We start from the raw sequence: 17,764 nt of genomic DNA, 5'->3' as shown, positions 1-17,764 counted from the left end.
TCGAGCAGCTCTTCGCCAAAATCAAGAAACTGCTCAGGCGAATGGCACCTCGATCCTTCGACGCCATATGCAACGCCCTCAAGACCATCCTCGAAACTGTCAGACCTGCCGAATGTGCAAACTACCTCAAACACGCCGGGTACGTGCAAACCTGATCGAGAATGACTCTAGACACCTTCAGCCCAGATGAATGCCGCAATTACTTGCTCAACTCCGGATACGGATCAAGCTAATGTCATCCGACTCTAATATGCATTTTATCAGCCTAGCCCAGCAGCTTCTCGATATCGCTCTCGATATCTTCGGGCTTGGTCGTGGGTGCGTAGCGCGACACGGTCTTGCCGTCGCGATCGACCAGGAACTTGGTGAAGTTCCACTTGATGGAGGTTGAGCCCATCAGGCCGGGCGCGTCCTTGCGCAGCTTTTCGAACAAGGGGTCGGCGTTCGATCCGTTGACGTCGATCTTGGCGAAGACCGGGAAGGTCACGTCATAGGTCAGCGTGCAGAAATTGGCGATCTCGGCCGCATCGCCCGGCTCCTGCGCGCCGAACTGATTGCACGGAAAACCCAGCACCTCGAACCCGCGATCCTTGTATTTGCGGTGAAGCGCCTCAAGTCCCTCATATTGCGGGGTGAAGCCGCATTTTGACGCCGTGTTGACGATCAGCAGTACCTGCCCCGCATAGGCCGACAGATCGGCGGTGGTGCCATCGGCTGCCTTAACGCTCATCTCGGTAATCGCGCTCATCGCTGCCTCTCCTCGTGACGCGCCATCAGATAATTCAGATTGGCGCGGACACCCGGCCATGCGCCGTCGATGATCGAATAAACCATGGTATCGCGGACATGGCCATCCGGCATGATCTTGTGGCCGCGCGACACGCCATCGATGCGGTTGTGCCAGCCGGCACGGATGAACATCGGCGCATCGCGCCAGGTATTCACGCCAGCCTGCCCTCATGCAGCCGCACGACCCGGTCCATCTTCAGCGCCATCCGCTCGTTATGAGTCGCGATCAGCGCCGCCGAGCCCTCGCCGCGCACGAGGCGGAGGAATTCGGCGAGCACGATATCGGCGGTCGCCTCGTCGAGATTGCCGGTCGGCTCGTCCGCCAGCACCAGCGCCGGCCTGTTGGCGAGCGCGCGGGCAACCGCGACACGCTGCTGCTCGCCGCCGGAAAGCTGGCTCGGCCGATGGGTCAGCCGGTGGCCGAGGCCAAGCGCGGTCAGCAGCGACGTCGCCCGCTCATCAGCCTCGGTGCGGCTCCGGTCGCGGATGAGCTGGGGCAGCACGACATTCTCGGTCGCGTTGAAATCGGGCAGCAAGTGATGAAACTGATAGACGAAGCCGAGATAGTCGCGGCGCACCATCGTGCGGCCATGCGAGTCGAGCTTCGCCGCTTCTTCCCCGGCGATGCGGATCGATCCGGCAAATCCGCCTTCGAGCAGCCCGACCGCCTGGAGCAGGGTCGACTTGCCCGACCCGGACGGGCCGAGCAGCGCGACGATCTCGCCCTCACCCACCGTCAGGTCGACGCCGCGCAGAACCTCGATCGTCGCGTCGCCCTGTGTAAAGCTGCGAGTCAGGCCGGTGACGGCCAGCACGGGATTATTCATATCGCAGCACCTGCACTGGATCGGTGCTCGCCGCCTTGAAGGCGGGATAGAGCGTGGCGAGGAAGGTGAGCAGGAAGGCGATCAGCACGATCGCGATCATCTCGAACGGGTCAGTCTTGGACGGCAGGATCGTCAGATAGCGGATCGACGGATCCCAGAGATTCTGGCCGCTGATCCACTGGACAAAATCGACAACCTCTTGCCGGAAGATCAGAAAGGTGAAGCCAAGCACCAGCCCGGCGATGATGCCGAGCGACCCGATCGTGGTGCCAACCGTCATGAAGATCTTGATCATGCCCTTTCGGGTGGCGCCCATGGTGCGCAGGATCGCGATGTCGCGCGTCTTGGCGCGCACCAGCATGATCAGTGACGAGGCGATGTTGAACGCGGCCACCAGGATGATGATGCAAAGCACGCAGAACATTACGACCCGCTCGATCGCAAGCGCCTCGAACAATTGGGCGTTCATCGTCCTCCAGTCGGCGATTACCGCCCTGCCCCTGACCTTGTCGGCCAGTGGTGCAAGGATCGTTCCGACCTGGTCGGCATTCGTCGTCTGTATCTCGATCATGCCGACCGAATCGCCCATCAGCAGCAAGGTCTGGGCATCCTGCATGGGCATGATGACATAGGCCTTGTCGTAATCGTAAACGCCGATCTCGAATATCGCGCCGACGGTGTAGGAAACGATGCGCGGTACCGTGCCGAAGGGCGTGGTCTGGCCCTGCGGGCTGATCAATGAGATCTCGCTGCCGACCTGGGCGCCGAGAGTCTCGGCCAGGCGCGATCCGATCGCGATCCGGTTGCTGCCGTCAGTGAGGCTGGCGAGCGAGCCCATCACGACCTTTGAGCTGATGACCGGGTTCCGGCGGATATCCTCGACTTTCAGGCCGCGCACCAGCACAGCCTCGACCCGGCCATTATAGCTCGTCATCAGCGGCTGCTCGATCAGCGGCGTCGCGCTGGTCACGCCCGGCGTGGCCTTTGCGATCTGGACGACGTTGCGCCAGTCGGGAATTTGCCCGCCGATGCCCTGCACCACCGCATGGCCGTTCAGTCCGACGATCTTGTCGAACAGCTCGGCGCGGAAGCCGTTCATCACGCTCATGACGATGACGAGGGCGGCGACGCCCAACATCACCGCCCCGAGACTGAAACCGGCGACAAGCAGGATGAATGCCTCGCCCTTGCCCGGCAGCAGGTAGCGGCGGGCGATCATGCGTTCGTAGCGCGACAGGATCATGATGTTCGGAACAATCCGCCCAGGGTAAATGGTCCTGCCGCTCTAGGCTGGGCGTGCATTGCTGGCAACTGAACGCGCGTGTTGCGCAATCGCCACAGGGTCGCCGCAATCCGCTTTCGGTTGCCACAATCCCGGTGACAAATCGCGGGGCCGATCCTAGCGTCGGGACACTGAGACACAGGCAACGGCCGTGGTTCGGGGAATGCTTTCAGTTCCGCCCGTCAAGAACGGGTGTGTAGCGGAAGCGGGACAAGGGGGCTGACGAGCAGTCGTCACGCAGGCGCCCGGGCTGGAGACAGTCCGGGCGTTTGTCTTTTACAGGCATTATCTTTCGAATCGATGACGAACCGGGGCCGTCATCATCATCCAGGCATCGCTGTTTCGAACCGCCACTCCAGCCAGTGCCGGAATGACGGTTCGTATAGGTCGTCAGAAAGACTTGCTGATCGTTCCACCAAAAGTACGCGGATCGGCCGGCTGCCCGACGATCAGGCCGGTGCTGCCCGACTGAGTCGACAGCAGCTCGAAATAATTGCGGTTGAAGGCGTTGCGGACCCAGCCGAACACATTGAAGCCGTCCTTGCGATAGCCGACGCGAAAGTTCGAGAGCGATCCGCCTTCGATCCAGGTGTAAGCCGATGGCGACGGGTTGGACGAGAAGCGCGAGCGATAGCTGCCGTCATATCCGACATAGACTTCACCGCCCGAGCTACCGACCGGCACATTATATTCGCCGCCGAACGAGAGCGACCATTTGGAGATGCCCGGCAGCGGCTGGCCCGAGATGTCGCACGCCACCGGGCTGAGGCCGCCAGGAACACCGGCACCACCAGGCGTACCAGTCGTGACGGTGCCGCCCGAGAGTTCCGGCGGGCAAGGTGCGTTCGTGAACTTCTCGTAGATCGCGTCAGTGTAAGCGCCATTCACATAGGCGTTAAACCGATCGCTGGGCCGAAAGCTCGAGTCGAATTCGAACCCGCGTGACCGGACCTTGCCAGCATTGGCGAGATAGCCGCGGATTACGGTGAGCTGGCCATTGTTCACGGTGGCCTGATAGTCCCGGATCTCGGTCCAGAAACCAGCAAGGTTCAGCGTGACGCGGCGATCGAGGAACTGAGTTTTCAGGCCGATTTCGAACGCGTCGACCTTTTCGGGCTTCACGGTCTGCGTGGTGAGGTCGACGGCGGTGCCGGCTGCGTTGAGCGGCAGGCCGGAGAGATTGATGCCGCCCGACTTGAAGCTCTTCGAGTAGCTCGCATAGCCATGCACGTCGGAAGTGAAGTCATAGGATAGGGTGACATCCCCCGAGACGTTCCACGCACTGAAACGGGGTGCATAACTCTGCGGCGCGAGCGTTGCGGCCTGATCGGCGTTCAGCGTGGTGCTGCCGGTTCGGGTGGTGACCACCGAGAGATAGGAGCCGCTCTTCTTGTCATAGTTGACCCGCAGACCCGGCTGGATGTGGAAACCGTCCACTGCTTCCCAGTTGAGCTTACCGAACACCGCGAAGCTGGTGTTGTCGAAGCTGATCGTATTGGTGGATGTCAGTCCATTGAGGACCGCCGGGTTGCAGGCGTTGGCCGTCGGCGTCGCGCAGCCGGTCGCACCGACCGGCACGTTGCCGGGATTAAGCAGCCAGCGGCTCGCGGCCGAGCCCTGAACCTGCGAGCCCTGCGTATCGATAGTCTGATGGAAGTAGAAAGCGCCAACGGTATACTGAAGCTTGTCGGCACCGTTCGAGGCGAGACGCACCTCCTGAGAAACCTGCTTTTGCTGCGACGGGTTCTGTGAAACCGTGGTAATCGGCAAGCCAATGAAATCGCGGTCGTTCTGCGGCTGCCAGTCCCAATAGCGCCACGCACTGACCGACGTCAGCGTCGCAAAGCCGATATCCCAATTGGCGACCAGCGAGACGCCGCCGATTTCTTGGCGAGAATTGATGCTCGCATCCACATCGGTGATGCGATCGAACGGGTTCTTGCTGGGTGGAGCGTAGCCGAAAGCAGCCGCAAGCGCATCATATTGGCGGTTCAGCGGCCGCTGGGTACGGCCGACACGCGCATAATATTGCACGCAGCAATCGGGGCTCTGGACGTTGAAATCGCCGGATAGGGTAAGGTCGAGCGCATCGGTCGCCTTCCACAGCAACTGACCACGAAGGCCCAGGTTGCGCTGGCGATGGAGATACTCGTCGCTGGTTACGTTGTAGATCGTGCCCTTGCGCGTCGTGGCCGACGCCGACAGGCGCAACGCAACGGTATCGGACAGCGGGCCTGAGGCCGAAGCCTTGGCCTGGACGAAGTCATAATTGCCCCCGCTTACCTCCACCTTGGCTTCGGGCGAGAAGCTCGGCGCGCGCGTGGTGATGTTGAGCGCCCCGGCCGTAGTGTTCTTGCCGTAGAGCGTGCCCTGCGGGCCGCGAAGAACCTCAACCTGGGCGACATCGACGAAATCGAAAGTCGAAGCGCCGATGCGGCCGATATACACGCCGTCGACATAGAAGCCGACGCCCTGCTCGATACCGTCGTTGGTCAGGCCGAACGGCGCACCCAGGCCGCGAATGTTGATCGCGGAGTTGCGCGGATTGCTGGAATAGAATTGCAACGACGGCTGCTGCTGCTGGAGTCGGTTGACGTTGAACGCGCCGGTCTTCTCGATCTCCGAACCGCCGATCACCGACATCGCGATCGGCACTTCCTGCGCGCGCTCCACGCGGCGGCGCGCAGTGACGACGATGTCACCGGCCCCACCCGGCGCGGCGGCGGCCTGATCCTGCGGTTCGTCGGCGGCACCCGCAGCCGCGCTAACCGGCGTGGCAACCGCGGTCGCTGCGCCCGCGTCCGTGATCACAACCGTCTTGGAGGCGAGTGCAGTCTGGGCGAGCAACAGCATTGGCAGAGTGGCGAGCATCAGTGTCCCCTTTGGGCTCGTTAAGTCGAGTCGCCACTATAATTCCCACTCAATCGATATGGTTTCACCCCGTAAGAACTTCGTGGAGGCAAAGCTGAACTTTCACCCACGTAAATCTGCCGATTCGCCTCTTGAACGGTCGCCAAAACGCCCCAGATTTGCGGTGCGCGGTGCCGATTGGGCCGCGTGAAGAGCGGGTGCCGCGCACAGGCGGGCACCCATGAGGACCATTTCGCTTCGAAATGAGGAGACCAACATGCGTCAGTTCGATTTGACCCCCTATCGCCGCTCGACGATCGGCTTCGACCGCTTGTTCGACATGCTCGAAACCAGCGCGCGCCAGTCGACGGCAGACAATTACCCCCCCTTCAACCTCGAGCGCCTCGCCGAGGACCGTTACCGCATCACGCTCGCCGTGGCAGGTTTCGGCCGCGAGGAGATCGAGATCACCGCGCAGCAGAACCTGCTCCAGGTGAAGGGCAACAAGACCGATAAGGAAGGCAGCACTGCCAATTTCCTGCATCTCGGCATTGCCAATCGCAGCTTCGAGCGCCGGTTCGAGCTCGCCGATTTCGTCCGTGTCGACGATGCGCGGCTGAATGACGGTCTGCTGACGATCGAACTCGTCCGCGAAGTGCCGGAGGCGATGAAGCCCAAGACCGTCGCGATCAAGACGGGCGCACCGCTCGCAGCGATCGACGGTGGAAAGGACAGCGAGGCAGCGTAACCCAAGCCGCTGCTGCCGCATGGAAGAGGCGTCCGGGCCAAGTGCCTCGGGCGCCTCTTTTTATCCGGCCGGGAACTGCTGATCCAAATCAACGTTCTAACCGCATGGTAGGTCTGTTCGACCCGGGAGACTCCGATGAGAACGCGCACCGACTCAGCGGAATCGCCGGTTGATCCGGCTTTGTTGACGGTTAGTGGATCACACGAAATGCTCGCCGACAATCCCGAGATCGAAACGCTGCACCGCAAGGCGGAACGGTGCCGGCGGCTCGCAACGACGGTTGGCGATCGTCACACGGTTGAGACGCTGATCGCCATGGCGCGGGAATATGAAGCCCAGGCCGAGCGGGCTGACACGGCTCACTGAAATATTGGGTACGCCGCTGAAGTCGGGGTGATGTAACCTCACCCCGCTCCGATCAGACGAGCCGCGACTGCCGCACCGCCGCCCCGATGAAACTCGCGAACAGCGGGTGCGGATCGAACGGTTTCGATTTCAGCTCGGGATGGAACTGCACACCTACGAACCATGGATGGTCAGGCCGCTCGACGATTTCCGGCAGCATGCCGTCAGGCGACATACCCGAGAAGACCAGCCCGCCCTTTTCGAGCGCATCGCGGTACCCGGTGTTGACCTCGTAACGGTGCCGGTGACGCTCCGAAATGTCGGTGCCGCCATAGATCGAGGCGACCACGCTGTTGCCGTCGAGCTTCGCGTCATAGGCGCCGAGCCGCATGGTGCCGCCCAGATCGCCGCCCTCTTCGCGCTTCTCGATGCCGGCTTCGGTCATCCACTCGGTGATCATGCCGACCACCGGCTCTTCGGTTGGGCCGAATTCGGTAGAGCTCGCATTCCTGATGCCGGCAAGATCGCGCGCACCCTCGATGCACGCCATCTGCATGCCGAAGCAGATGCCGAAATAAGGGATTTCCCGCTCACGCGCGAACCGCACGCTGGCGATCTTGCCCTCGGCACCACGCTCACCGAACGCACCAGGAACGAGGATCGCGTGCATCGGCTCGAGCTTCGCCGCGATGTCGTTATCTTCGGCCTCGAACAGTTCGGCGTCGATCCACTCGATATTGACCTTGACCCGGTTGGCGATACCGCCATGCACCAGCGCCTCGTTCAGTGATTTGTACGCGTCCTGCAGGCCGACATATTTGCCGACCACGCCGATCGTTACCTCACCTTCAGGATTGGTCAGGCGATCGACGATGTCCGACCAGCGCGACAGGTCAGGCGCCTCGCCCGGTTCGATGTCGAAGGCGCGCAACACTTCGGCGTCCAGACCTTCCGCGTGATACTGCATCGGCACGGCATAGATGCTCTTCGCATCGAGCGCCGGAATGACCGCTTCCTTCCGCACGTTGCAGAACAGGGCGATCTTCGCACGGTCGCTTGCCGGGAGCGGCTGCTCGCAGCGGCAGACCAGCACGTCGGGCTGGACACCCAATGCGGCGAGCTCCCGCACCGAATGCTGGGTCGGCTTGGTCTTTAGTTCGCCCGCTGCCGCGATGTACGGCACCAGGGTGACATGGATGCTGACCGACTGGCCGCGGCCCAGATCGTTCCGCAACTGGCGGATCGCCTCGATGAAGGGCAGCGATTCGATGTCGCCGACGGTCCCGCCGATCTCGCACAGCACGAAATCCAGATCGTCGGTTTCCGCCTGCGCGAATTCCTTGATGGCGTCGGTGACATGCGGGATGACCTGCACCGTCGCGCCCAGATAATCGCCGCGACGTTCGCGCGTGATGATCTGCTGGTAGATGCGGCCCGAGGTGACGTTGTCGGACTGGCGCGAGGCCACGCCGGTAAAACGCTCGTAATGGCCGAGATCGAGGTCGGTTTCCGCCCCGTCGTCAGTCACATAGACTTCGCCGTGCTGGTAGGGCGACATGGTGCCGGGGTCGACGTTCAGATAGGGATCGAATTTACGGATGCGCACGCGATAGCCGCGCGCTTGCAGGAGAGCCGCAAGGCTCGCCGCCATCAAACCCTTGCCGAGCGAGGAGACCACGCCGCCGGTGATAAAGATAAACCGCGCCATGGGAGAAAAGGCCTAGCGTCATGATGGGCCGCGCGACAAGCGCGCGACTCCAATATCGTTATAAAAAAGTGGCGAAGAAAGCCCGCGCTTACTGCGCGAGCGGAACCGCGCTGTTGCCTGCTGGAGCAGTCGGCGCAGGGGCGGCCGTGGGCTGCGCCGTCGGCGGAGGCGGCAGCGTGCCGGCTGCCGGCGGAGGCGTCCGCGCCAGGCTGGGGTCGATCTTGGCCGTGCTGTGGCCGGTCGAGGCAATCACTGCGAGCAGGATCGCCAGGCCGACGAACAGCGTCGCGAGGATCGAGGTGGCGCGGGTCAGGAAATCCGCCGCGCCGCGCGCCGACATCAGGCCCGAAGGGCTGCCGCCCATGCCAAGCCCGCCGCCTTCCGAGCGTTGCATCAGGATCACCGTCACCAGACCGGCGGCGATGAACGCGTGTACGACAAGAAGGAACTTGAACATGAAAAGGCGCAACCTGTGGCTTGGGAAGGCGGGCACATAGGCGAGCCGGGCCTTCCAATCAACCGCAACGGGCACCGCTCGATGGGACATTTCGTTTCCGCACTGAAACCAGCCGGGATTATGAACGTTATGTGTCCGGTGCCCCAACGTGCGGGGCATGGGCAAAATGTGGAATTTTACGTGGCCACACTTCCTGATCAATCGCTGGGCGGCTGGATGCGGACGCTGGTGGATTATGTAAGGTCGGGCGAGCCCGACCTCACCAATCGGCAAATGGCGCTGTTGCTGGTGGTATATCTCAATCCTGGACCCCATACTGTGCGCGGGCTTGCCCGTGTGCTGAACGTTTCAAAGCCGGTTGTTACGCGCGCCTTGAACAGGCTCGGTTCGCTCGGCTATCTGCGCCGACAGCGCGATGAAACCGACAAGCGCAATATATTCGTCGCGCGCACGTCTGAAGGGGCAGAGTTTCTTGAAGAGTTTGGCCAGTTTATCGATGACGCCGAGCAACCTGCCACAAGGCGGGCCTCAGCGTAGGAGCTTCGCGCTCCTCGGGCCGTCCGTAGCCCTGGACCCGCTGCACGACGCCGTGCGGCGTGATGTCGCCGACATCCGTCTGGCCGATCGTGTTTTCGCGCCGCATTATGCCGCCCCGATGCCACGCCGTATCGCGATCACGGCGTCGCTGATGGCCAGTGATGCCGATGATGCGGTGACCCTTTACGTGCTTCGTCCGGGTGAGATTTTCGAAGTGCTGGACCTCGCCGGCGGTAAGGCCTGGGGCATTGCCGTCGCCCATAACCTCGTCGGGTATATCGACGCTGCCGCGCTGGAGCCGGCCCAATGACTGTAAAGGTCTTTATCGACGGTGCGGCCGGCACGACCGGGCTGGAGATACACGATCGGCTGACCGGCCGCGACGATATCGAGATGCTGAGCCTCAGCGAATCGCGTCGCAAGGACGCGAAGGCGCGGGCAAAGCTGATCAATGACGCCGATTTCGTCATCCTTTGCCTGCCCGACGACGCGGCACGCGAAGCCGTCGCGCTGATCGAGAATGATCGCACCCGCGTGATCGACGCCTCAACGGCGCATCGCACCGGCGATGGCTGGACCTATGGCTTTCCCGAACTCGAGCCAGGTCAGACGGCTGCAATCGCCGAGGCGAAGCGAGTCTCCAACCCCGGTTGCTACCCGACTGGTTTCCTCGCGCTCGTCCGGCCTCTGGTGCGCGCCGGGCTGATTCCGGTCGACTGGCCGCTCACGGTCAATGCCGTGTCTGGTTATTCGGGCGGCGGCAAATCGATGATCGCGGAGTTCGAAGGTCCCAATCCGCCGCCCGCCGCGCGAACCTATGCGCTCGGCCTCGCTCACAAGCATGTGCCCGAGATGCAGAAGCATGCGCGCGTCGAGCACCCGCCGATCTTCATGCCGTCGGTCGCCAACACCTATCGCGGCATGATCGTCGAGGTGCCCCTGCCGCTGCACATGTTCGTACGGCGTCCGACGCTCGTCGCGCTCGAGACGGTATTGCGCGAGGCCTATAAGGATTCGCCGATCGTCCGGGTCGTCGAGGCCGATGGAGACACGGTCGCGATCGAGGACGATGCTGGCACCGACCGGCTGAGCCTCCGCGTCTGCGGCAATACGGAAACGGGCCAGGCCCGTCTGGTCGCGACGCTCGACAATCTCGGCAAGGGCGCCGCCGGCGCGGCAGTCCAGAACCTCAACATCATGGCGGGATTCGATCCGGTCGCCGGATTGACGCTTTAATCGTCCGGACCGAGTGCCTATTCACCTTGGCCCGGCGCACACGCGCTGTTAGTCGCACGTGCGACATCGCCATCAGGAGACATTATGCGCGATCCGGTAGGCAAGCTGTTGCTGTTCGGCGCAACGGGGGACCTTGCGCAACGCATGTTGTTGCCGTCGCTCTATGGGCTTCACGCCGATGGGCTGCTCCCCGAAGGGTTGACGATCACCGGCACTGCCCGGTCCGATCATGACGATGCGAGCTATCGCAAATTCGCCAAGCATGCGCTCGACGAGTTCCTGCCGGAGGACCGCAAGGACGAGAAGGCCGTCAAGAGCTTCCTCGAACGCGTCGGCTATCAACCGCTCGATGCGACCGATCTCGGCCATTACAATCTGCTCTCCAAGAAGGTCGGCGACGTTTCGGGCGGCCTCGCCATCTTCCTGTCGACGGCCCCTTCCCTGTTCGAGCCGGTCATCCGCGGTCTCGAATCGGCCGGTCTTGCGGGCGACACCGTCCGCATCGGGCTGGAAAAGCCGCTCGGCTACGATCTTGCCTCCAGCCGGGAAATCAACGACACCGTCGCGAGCGCCTTTCCCGAGAACCGGACCTTCCGGATCGACCATTATCTCGGCAAGGAAACGGTCCAGAACATCCTGGCGCTCCGCTTCGGCAACAGCTTCTTCGAGCCGGTGTGGAACGCGCAGGGCATCGACAACGTCCAGATCACGATCTCGGAAACGGTCGGGCTGGAGGATCGCGCGGGCTATTACGATACCGCAGGCGCCCTGCGCGACATGGTCGCCAATCACATGCTCCAGCTACTGGCGCTGATCGCAATGGAACCGCCCGCCCGCTTCGACGGCACCGCGATCCGCGACGAAAAGGCGAAGGTGTTCCGCTCGCTACGCAAGATCAAGCCGGAGGAAGCGCCGCTCGTCACCGTAACGGGCCAATATACCAAGGGCGCGGTCAACGGCGAGATCGTGAAGGGCTATATCGACGAACTCGGCAAGCCTTCCACGACCGAGACCTTCGTCGCGATCAAGGCGCATGTCGACAATTGGCGCTGGCAGGGCGTGCCGTTTTACTTGCGTACCGGGAAGCGCATGCCGAACCGCCATTCGGAGATCGCGATCCAGTTCAAGGCGGTCCCGCATTCGATGTTCGCCAGCCGCGGTGGCCTGCTCCAGCCAAACATGCTGGTCATCCGCCTTCAGCCCGAGGAATATGTCCAGCTGCTGGTGATGGCCAAGGAGCCGGGCCTCGACCGCGACGGAATCCGTCTGCGCGAGGTGCCGCTGAACCTCAGCCTCGACGCCGAATTCGCCGGCACGCGCCGTCGCATCGCCTATGAACGCCTGCTGCTCGACCTGATCGAGGGCGACCCGACCCTGTTCGTCCGCCGCGACGAGGTTGAGGCGCAATGGGAATGGATCGACGCGATCCGTGCCGGCTGGGTAGCGAACGACGTGAAGCCGAAAAGCTATGGCGCTGGCACCTGGGGTCCGTCGGCGGCGATCGCGCTCACAGAACGCGACGGGGTAACCTGGCAAGACGATTGAGACGCGAAGCGGCACCACCGCTCGCAACGAACAACCTAAGGTGATGTATGAGCGAAGAAATCGAATGGTGGGATTATGACGACGCAGCCGAGATGGCGGCGGCCGTTGCGGGCGATATCGGCTTCGTGATCGAAAGCGCGATCGATGCGCGCGGCGGGTGCGTCATTGCGCTCGCCGGCGGCAAGACCCCGCTGCCGATCTATGAGAAGCTCGCCGCGACCAAGCTCGACTGGAAGCGTGTGACGATCATCCCGACCGACGAGCGAATCGTGCCGCTCGGCGATCCGCTGTCCAACATCACCGCGATCGGCAAGGCATTCCTGCCCAAGGGCGCCCGCGTGATCCCGATCGTGAGCGAGGCGGCAAAGGATTATCGCGCCGCCGGCAAGGCAGCCGATGCCCGGCTAGCCGACCATCACTGGCCGCTCGATCTCTGCCTGCTCGGTGTCGGCGAGGACGGTCACACCGCCTCGATCTTCCCCGGCCCCGATTTCGAGGAAGCCATCAACGGGCCGCGCGAGCGCCGTGCACTAGGTGTCATGCCCGATCCTATGCCCGCCGACGCGCCGGTCGCGCGCATCACGCTCAGCCGCGCCGCGATCGTCTCGGCCAAGGCGCTGATGATCGCCGTTACCGGTGACAAGAAGCGCAAGGTGATCGAGCAGGCGATCAAGCAGGGGCCGTCCTCTTCCTTCCCCATTGGCCGCGTGCTTGCCGATGCAGAGCTGCCGGTCGACATCCATTGGAGTCCTGCATGACGCTTCATGCCGATGTGAGCGCCGTCACCGACCGGATCATCGCCCGGTCGCGGCCGACCCGCGACGCCTATCTGGCGCTGATCCGGCGCGAGCGGGACAATCATGTCGATCGTCCTGCGCTCGGCTGCGCCAACCTCGCGCACGGCTATGCCGGGACCGAGGAGGATCGCGACACGATGAAGGCCGGCGGCCGCATGAATATCGGCATCGTCACGTCGTACAACGACATGCTGTCGGCCCATGCGACCTATTATCGCTATCCCGAGCAGATGAAGGTCTGGGCACGCGAGGCCGGCGCCACGGCGCAGGTCGCGGGCGGCGTGCCGGCGATGTGCGACGGCGTGACCCAGGGCTATCCCGGCATGGAGCTGTCGCTGTTCAGCCGCGACACAATCGCGCTGTCGACCGCGGTGGCGCTCAGCCATGGTATGTTCGAGGGCGCGGCGTTGCTCGGCATCTGCGACAAGATCGTGCCGGGCCTGTTGATGGGCGCGCTACGCTTCGGCCATCTGCCGATGATACTGATTCCCGGCGGGCCGATGCGATCTGGCCTGCCCAACAAGGAAAAGGCCGCCGTTCGCGAGCAATTCGCCGAGGGCAAGGCGACTCGCGAGGACCTGCTCGACGCAGAGATCGCCGCTTATCACTCCAAGGGCACCTGCACCTTTTACGGTACGGCCAATTCGAACCAGATGATGATGGAGGTGATGGGCCTTCACATGCCCGGCGCCGCCTTCGCCAATCCGGGCACCAAGCTGCGCCAGGAACTCACGCGCGCGGCGGTGCACCAGCTGGCGACGATCGGCTGGAACGGCGACGATTACCGCCCCCTGGGCGAATGCGTCGATGAGAAGGCGATCGTCAATGCAGCGGTCGGGCTGCTCGCGACCGGCGGGTCGACCAACCACCTGATCCACCTCCCCGCCATTGCTGCGGCAGCAGGCATCGTGATCGACTGGGAGGATTTCGACCGGCTTTCGCGCGCCGTGCCGCTGATCGCGCGTGTCTATCCCAATGGTTCGGCCGATGTGAACGGTTTCGAGGATGCGGGTGGCATGCCTTATGTCATCCGGGAGCTTCTCGACGGGGGAATGCTTCACCGGGACTTGATGACGGTCGCCGGGGATGACATGACAACGTACGCCAAAAGCCCGGCTATCAAGGACGAGGCGCTGGTTTGGGGGGATGTAGGGGCCAGTGGAGACGAGACGATCCTGCGTCCGGTCACGTCGCCTTTCGCACCGGAGGGCGGCTTTCGTATTCTCACCGGCAATCTCGGCCGGGCCTGCATCAAGGTGAGCGCGGTGGAACGCGATCGCTGGGCGATCGAGGCGCCGTGCCGGGTCTTTTCCGATCAGGCCGAGGTCCAGGCAGCCTTCAAGGCCGGCGAACTCGAACGAGACGTCGTCGTGGTAGTACGCTTCCAGGGCCCCCGTGCCAACGGTATGCCCGAACTGCACAAGCTGACCCCGCCGCTGGGGGTGCTTCAGAATCGCGGCTTCCGTGTCGCGCTCGTCACCGATGGGCGCATGTCGGGCGCGAGCGGGAAGGTACCCTGCGCCATCCATTGCTCACCCGAGGCACTTGGCGAAGGGCCGCTGGCCAAGCTTCGCGACGGCGATGTCGTTCGTTTGTCGGCCGATACCGGCGAACTGCTCGCGCTGGTCGATCCGGATGAATGGGCAGCCCGCGCCTTCGTGACAGCGCCGCCCGCCGCCACGGGCATGGGCCGGGAATTGTTCGCCATGTTTCGCGGCGGCGCCAATGAGGCAGAAAAAGGTGCGTCGGCAATGCTCGCCGCAATGGGATGGTAGGCATGGAAGTTGTCGCGCTCGATATCGGCGGAACGCATGTGCGGTTCGCCATCGCCGAAGTCGCGGATGGCCGTGTCGTTTCGCTGGGCGAGCCATCGACGCTGAAGACGGCCGACTATGCCACGCTTCAGACCGCGTGGCAGGCCTTCGGGGCGTCGCTCGATCGACCGCTACCGCGGGCCGCGGCCATTGCCGTCGCGTCGCCGGTCGGCGGCGATCTCATCAAGCTCACCAACAATCCCTGGATCATCCGCCCCGCGCTGATCAACGAGCGCCTTGAAGTCGACACCTACAGTCTCATCAACGATTTCGGTGCGATCGGCCATGCGGTCGCGCAGGTCGGGCATGAGTGCTTCCAGCACCTCTGCGGCCCCGATGTGCCCCTCCCCGACCACGGCTCGATCACGGTCTGCGGACCTGGCACCGGGCTGGGAGTAGCGCAGGTGCTGCGCCTTCCCGATGGCTATCATGTGATCGAAACCGAAGGCGGGCACATGGATTTCGCCCCGCTCGACGATCTGGAGGATGCGCTGCTGAAACGGCTCCGCCAGGCCTATAACCGCGTCTCGGCCGAACGTATCGTCGCCGGACCAGGCATCGTAGCGATCTACGAGACGCTGGGCGCCATTGAGGGGCGTGCGTTGCAGCGGCTGGACGACAAGGCGATCTGGAAGCTGGCGCTCGAAGATGGAGACAGCCTCGCCCTCGCCGCACTCGACCGCTTCTGCCTCAGCCTGGGGGCCGTGGCCGGCGACCTCGCGCTCGCCCACGGCCCGACCGGCGTGGTGATCGCGGGCGGCCTCGGTCTGCGGTTGAAGGATCGGCTGCTGCAATCCGGCTTCGAGCAGCGATTTACCGCAAAGGGCCGTTTCCAGGGGCTGATGAAGTCGATACCGGTGAAATTGATCACGCACCCCCAGCCCGGCCTGTTCGGCGCCGCGGCCGCCTTTGCCCAGGAGCATACTCGATGAGCGGTATCGAAACGATCATGCAGACCAGTCCGGTCATCCCGGTGCTGGTGATCGAGGATGCCGAAATGGCCCGGCCGCTTGCCGAGGCGCTGGTCGCCGGCGGACTCAGGGTGCTCGAGGTGACGATGCGCACCCCCGCCGCGCTCGACGCGATCCGCGAGATGAAGCAGGTGCCCGGCGCTATCGTCGGCGCGGGCACCGTCGTCTCGACCGAGCAGTTCGAACAGGTGATGGACGCCGGCGCCGAGTTCATCGTCTCGCCCGGCCTGACCGAGCGGCTCGCCGCGCCGATCATCGAGAGCGGCGTTCCCTATCTGCCGGGGATCGCCACGGCGGGGGATATCATGCGCGGGCTCGACCTCGGGCTCGAACATTTCAAATTCTTTCCGGCGGAGACGTCCGGCGGGATCAAGGCGCTGAAGGCGCTCGCCGCGCCCTTCTATCAGTGCAAATTCTGCCCGACCGGCGGCATCACCGAGGCGAGCGCGCCCGACTGGCTATCGTTCGCGCCGGTGCTGTGCGTGGGCGGAAGCTGGGTGACCGTCGGCACCCTGGCCGAGATCGAGGCGAAGGCCCGCGCCGCTTCAGCGTTGCGGGGCTGACACCGGCCTTTCAGCCCCTGCACGATCGATCCAGTCCGGCGCCCGGCTCAGCAGGGCGGCGAGGATCGTCCAGACCAACGCGAGGTCGCGCACAGCGACGGCGACCAGCACCCCGGTCTGGCCAATGGACGGCCGCGCGCCCTCCATTCCGGCGAAGAGCCAGAATTCGGCGAAATAGGCGAGCATGTCGCCGAGCATGAACAGCGCGACCGGCCAGATGCGGCGCGATGTCACCAGCATAAGCGGCAGGATCCACAGGTCGAACTGCGGCGAATAGACCTTGTTGACCAGCAGGAACCACGCAAGAACGGGGGTGAACAGCACCCACATATGCCGCCAGTGCCGCCATGCGCCCGCCCCCGCGATGACGCTGGCGCCGAGCAGGAACAAGATACCGGACCATAGGTTACGCTGATCGATGCTCGTCTGGAGCAGGTTGAATTGAGCTGCGAGTTCCCATAGCGACGCCGCCGTGCTGCCGCGAATGCCAGAAAAGTCATAGAATTCCAGCCAGTTAGCGCGAGCGAAGATTGCTGCTGGCAGGTTGACCACGCCCCAGGCAAGGACTGCCGCCGCGATCATCCCCGCCAGACGCCGGATTCTGAGGCCGATTAATGGACTAAGCCCGAGCAGCGGCAGCAGCAGGAGTGGAAAGAGCTTGGCGGCCCCGCCCAGCGCCGCGATCCCCGCGGCGGAGACCAGCTTGCCGCGTTGGGCGAGAGCCGCCGCCCCGACTGCCAGCGCGATGGCGAGGATGTCCCAATTATGTCCGATATAGAGGATGAGCGGCGGGGCCAGGGCCCAGCACCACAGGCGCGACGGCGCGAGCCGCATCGACCAGAGCAGCCAGGTGACCAGCAGCGCGATCGCCGTGTTGACCAGCGCGACAACGAACAGGAAATGCGGGGCGGTCGCGGCCCGGCCGAACAAGCCGGCCGTAACCCGGCCGTCGAGATAGATCAGCGCGCCGGTGAGCACGGGATATTCCATCCGCGCCTGGAAATACGGCACCTTGCCCGCGGCGATCTCGCGTCCGCCCCAGAAGGGCATCGCATCGGAATAGCAGCCGGTCGTATATTGCTCCGACGCGGTCCAGCCGCCATCGTCGAACGTGCAATGCGCCTTGAACAGCCAGCCGAGGCAGCAGGTGAGAAAGGTCGCGATCAGCAGCGCGACCAGCAGCCGGTCGGGCCGTAACAGCCCAGTGCGCCTTGCAACCGCCGTGCCCTGACCTAACCCCACGACGCGTCCCCCGATTGCCCGGCTCTCCTTATCGGGTGAGCGCCTCCGGGCAA

18 protein-coding genes are annotated in these 17,764 nt (G+C 63.7%); 10 read left to right on the top strand and 8 right to left on the bottom strand.

Annotation, left to right across the window (positions count from 1 at the left end; all coding sequences use genetic code 11):
* Positions 1-265 precede the first annotated feature (265 nt).
* The 5 genes from AC1DT7_RS12385 to AC1DT7_RS12365 all read right to left on the bottom strand — a co-directional run bounded on the left by AC1DT7_RS12385 (position 266) and on the right by AC1DT7_RS12365 (position 5,769).
* Positions 266-748, bottom strand: a complete 483-nt coding sequence (locus tag AC1DT7_RS12385; protein WP_478036252.1) for a glutathione peroxidase — start codon at positions 746-748, stop codon at positions 266-268.
* Positions 745-945 carry a hypothetical protein gene (locus tag AC1DT7_RS12380; protein WP_478036251.1) on the bottom strand — a complete coding sequence of 67 codons (201 nt, stop codon included), beginning with the start codon at positions 943-945 and terminating at the stop codon, positions 745-747. The genes AC1DT7_RS12385 and AC1DT7_RS12380 overlap by 4 nt, the downstream gene beginning before the upstream one ends.
* A complete protein-coding gene (locus AC1DT7_RS12375; RefSeq protein ID WP_478036250.1) occupies positions 942-1,616 on the bottom strand; it encodes an ABC transporter ATP-binding protein in 675 nt (224 codons plus the stop codon). The genes AC1DT7_RS12380 and AC1DT7_RS12375 overlap by 4 nt, the downstream gene beginning before the upstream one ends.
* Positions 1,609-2,859, bottom strand: coding sequence for a lipoprotein-releasing ABC transporter permease subunit (locus AC1DT7_RS12370; RefSeq protein ID WP_478036249.1), 1,251 nt, complete (start codon positions 2,857-2,859; stop codon positions 1,609-1,611). Before AC1DT7_RS12370 ends, AC1DT7_RS12375 begins: the two co-directional genes overlap by 8 nt.
* A gap of 429 nt (positions 2,860-3,288) precedes the next feature.
* The gene (locus AC1DT7_RS12365) at positions 3,289-5,769 is read right to left on the bottom strand and encodes a TonB-dependent receptor (protein WP_478036248.1); all 2,481 of its coding nucleotides are present in this window, start codon (positions 5,767-5,769) and stop codon (positions 3,289-3,291) included.
* 256 nt (positions 5,770-6,025) lie between these two features.
* Between AC1DT7_RS12365 and AC1DT7_RS12360 the strand changes: the two genes are divergently transcribed.
* Positions 6,026-6,496, top strand: a complete 471-nt coding sequence (locus AC1DT7_RS12360; protein ID WP_478036247.1) for an Hsp20 family protein — start codon at positions 6,026-6,028, stop codon at positions 6,494-6,496.
* A gap of 207 nt (positions 6,497-6,703) precedes the next feature.
* On the top strand, positions 6,704-6,862 hold the full coding sequence (locus AC1DT7_RS12355) for a hypothetical protein (protein ID WP_478036246.1): 159 nt from the start codon (positions 6,704-6,706) through the stop codon (positions 6,860-6,862).
* Between the two features lie 52 nt (positions 6,863-6,914).
* On the opposite strand, the gene AC1DT7_RS12350 is transcribed toward AC1DT7_RS12355, so the two are convergent.
* Positions 6,915-8,549: a CTP synthase gene (locus AC1DT7_RS12350; RefSeq protein WP_478036245.1), complete on the bottom strand. Its 1,635-nt coding sequence runs from the start codon at positions 8,547-8,549 to the stop codon at positions 6,915-6,917.
* 88 nt (positions 8,550-8,637) lie between these two features.
* Positions 8,638-9,006: a preprotein translocase subunit SecG gene (gene secG / locus AC1DT7_RS12345; protein ID WP_478036244.1), complete on the bottom strand. Its 369-nt coding sequence runs from the start codon at positions 9,004-9,006 to the stop codon at positions 8,638-8,640.
* 216 nt (positions 9,007-9,222) lie between these two features.
* On the opposite strand from secG, the gene AC1DT7_RS12340 reads away from it, so the two are divergent.
* From AC1DT7_RS12340 to eda, 8 genes are all read left to right on the top strand, one after another.
* The gene (locus tag AC1DT7_RS12340; RefSeq protein WP_478036257.1) at positions 9,223-9,543 is read left to right on the top strand and encodes a MarR family transcriptional regulator; all 321 of its coding nucleotides are present in this window, start codon (positions 9,223-9,225) and stop codon (positions 9,541-9,543) included.
* A complete protein-coding gene (locus tag AC1DT7_RS12335) occupies positions 9,503-9,853 on the top strand; it encodes an SH3 domain-containing protein (RefSeq protein WP_478036243.1) in 351 nt (116 codons plus the stop codon). The genes AC1DT7_RS12340 and AC1DT7_RS12335 overlap by 41 nt, the downstream gene beginning before the upstream one ends.
* Positions 9,850-10,779, top strand: a complete 930-nt coding sequence (gene argC, locus AC1DT7_RS12330) for an N-acetyl-gamma-glutamyl-phosphate reductase (protein ID WP_478036242.1) — start codon at positions 9,850-9,852, stop codon at positions 10,777-10,779. The genes AC1DT7_RS12335 and argC overlap by 4 nt, the downstream gene beginning before the upstream one ends.
* An 84-nt stretch (positions 10,780-10,863) precedes the next feature.
* Positions 10,864-12,324, top strand: a complete 1,461-nt coding sequence (gene zwf, locus AC1DT7_RS12325; RefSeq protein ID WP_478036241.1) for a glucose-6-phosphate dehydrogenase — start codon at positions 10,864-10,866, stop codon at positions 12,322-12,324.
* A gap of 47 nt (positions 12,325-12,371) precedes the next feature.
* Positions 12,372-13,082: a 6-phosphogluconolactonase gene (gene pgl / locus AC1DT7_RS12320; RefSeq protein ID WP_478036240.1), complete on the top strand. Its 711-nt coding sequence runs from the start codon at positions 12,372-12,374 to the stop codon at positions 13,080-13,082.
* Positions 13,079-14,896 (top strand): phosphogluconate dehydratase, encoded by a 1,818-nt coding sequence (edd, locus tag AC1DT7_RS12315; RefSeq protein ID WP_478036239.1) that lies wholly within the window; start codon positions 13,079-13,081, stop codon positions 14,894-14,896. Before pgl ends, edd begins: the two co-directional genes overlap by 4 nt.
* Before the next feature lie 2 nt (positions 14,897-14,898).
* Complete coding sequence (glk, locus tag AC1DT7_RS12310) at positions 14,899-15,867, top strand: glucokinase (RefSeq protein ID WP_478036238.1); 969 nt, start codon at positions 14,899-14,901, stop codon at positions 15,865-15,867.
* Entirely contained in the window at positions 15,864-16,469 is a 606-nt protein-coding gene (eda, locus tag AC1DT7_RS12305; protein ID WP_478036237.1) for a bifunctional 4-hydroxy-2-oxoglutarate aldolase/2-dehydro-3-deoxy-phosphogluconate aldolase, read from the top strand. Before glk ends, eda begins: the two co-directional genes overlap by 4 nt.
* Here eda and AC1DT7_RS12300 read toward each other — a convergent pair.
* The gene (locus AC1DT7_RS12300) at positions 16,452-17,711 is read right to left on the bottom strand and encodes a hypothetical protein (RefSeq protein ID WP_478036236.1); all 1,260 of its coding nucleotides are present in this window, start codon (positions 17,709-17,711) and stop codon (positions 16,452-16,454) included. The two genes, eda and AC1DT7_RS12300, sit on opposite strands and share 18 nt — an antisense overlap.
* Positions 17,712-17,764 lie beyond the last annotated feature (53 nt).

The organism is Sphingomonas sp. P3_C6 (genome assembly GCF_056402595.1).
The sequence above is the reverse complement of the archived record's forward strand: the minus strand, read 5'-3'. Positions and strand labels throughout refer to the sequence as shown.

Excerpts from the sequence above, each read along its gene's own strand:
- AC1DT7_RS12385 (WP_478036252.1), bottom strand. The coding sequence starts at position 748 with ATGAGCGCGATTACCGAGATGAGCGTTAAGGCAGCCGATGGCACCACC.
- AC1DT7_RS12375 (WP_478036250.1), bottom strand. The coding sequence starts at position 1,616 with ATGAATAATCCCGTGCTGGCCGTCACCGGCCTGACTCGCAGCTTTACA.
- AC1DT7_RS12370 (WP_478036249.1), bottom strand. The coding sequence starts at position 2,859 with ATGATCCTGTCGCGCTACGAACGCATGATCGCCCGCCGCTACCTGCTG.
- AC1DT7_RS12365 (WP_478036248.1), bottom strand. The coding sequence starts at position 5,769 with ATGCTCGCCACTCTGCCAATGCTGTTGCTCGCCCAGACTGCACTCGCC.
- AC1DT7_RS12360 (WP_478036247.1), top strand. The coding sequence starts at position 6,026 with ATGCGTCAGTTCGATTTGACCCCCTATCGCCGCTCGACGATCGGCTTC.
- AC1DT7_RS12355 (WP_478036246.1), top strand. The coding sequence starts at position 6,704 with ATGCTCGCCGACAATCCCGAGATCGAAACGCTGCACCGCAAGGCGGAA.
- AC1DT7_RS12350 (WP_478036245.1), bottom strand. The coding sequence starts at position 8,549 with ATGGCGCGGTTTATCTTTATCACCGGCGGCGTGGTCTCCTCGCTCGGC.
- secG (WP_478036244.1), bottom strand. The coding sequence starts at position 9,006 with ATGTTCAAGTTCCTTCTTGTCGTACACGCGTTCATCGCCGCCGGTCTG.
- AC1DT7_RS12340 (WP_478036257.1), top strand. The coding sequence starts at position 9,223 with ATGCGGACGCTGGTGGATTATGTAAGGTCGGGCGAGCCCGACCTCACC.
- AC1DT7_RS12335 (WP_478036243.1), top strand. The coding sequence starts at position 9,503 with ATGACGCCGAGCAACCTGCCACAAGGCGGGCCTCAGCGTAGGAGCTTC.
- argC (WP_478036242.1), top strand. The coding sequence starts at position 9,850 with ATGACTGTAAAGGTCTTTATCGACGGTGCGGCCGGCACGACCGGGCTG.
- zwf (WP_478036241.1), top strand. The coding sequence starts at position 10,864 with ATGCGCGATCCGGTAGGCAAGCTGTTGCTGTTCGGCGCAACGGGGGAC.
- pgl (WP_478036240.1), top strand. The coding sequence starts at position 12,372 with ATGAGCGAAGAAATCGAATGGTGGGATTATGACGACGCAGCCGAGATG.
- edd (WP_478036239.1), top strand. The coding sequence starts at position 13,079 with ATGACGCTTCATGCCGATGTGAGCGCCGTCACCGACCGGATCATCGCC.
- glk (WP_478036238.1), top strand. The coding sequence starts at position 14,899 with ATGGAAGTTGTCGCGCTCGATATCGGCGGAACGCATGTGCGGTTCGCC.
- eda (WP_478036237.1), top strand. The coding sequence starts at position 15,864 with ATGAGCGGTATCGAAACGATCATGCAGACCAGTCCGGTCATCCCGGTG.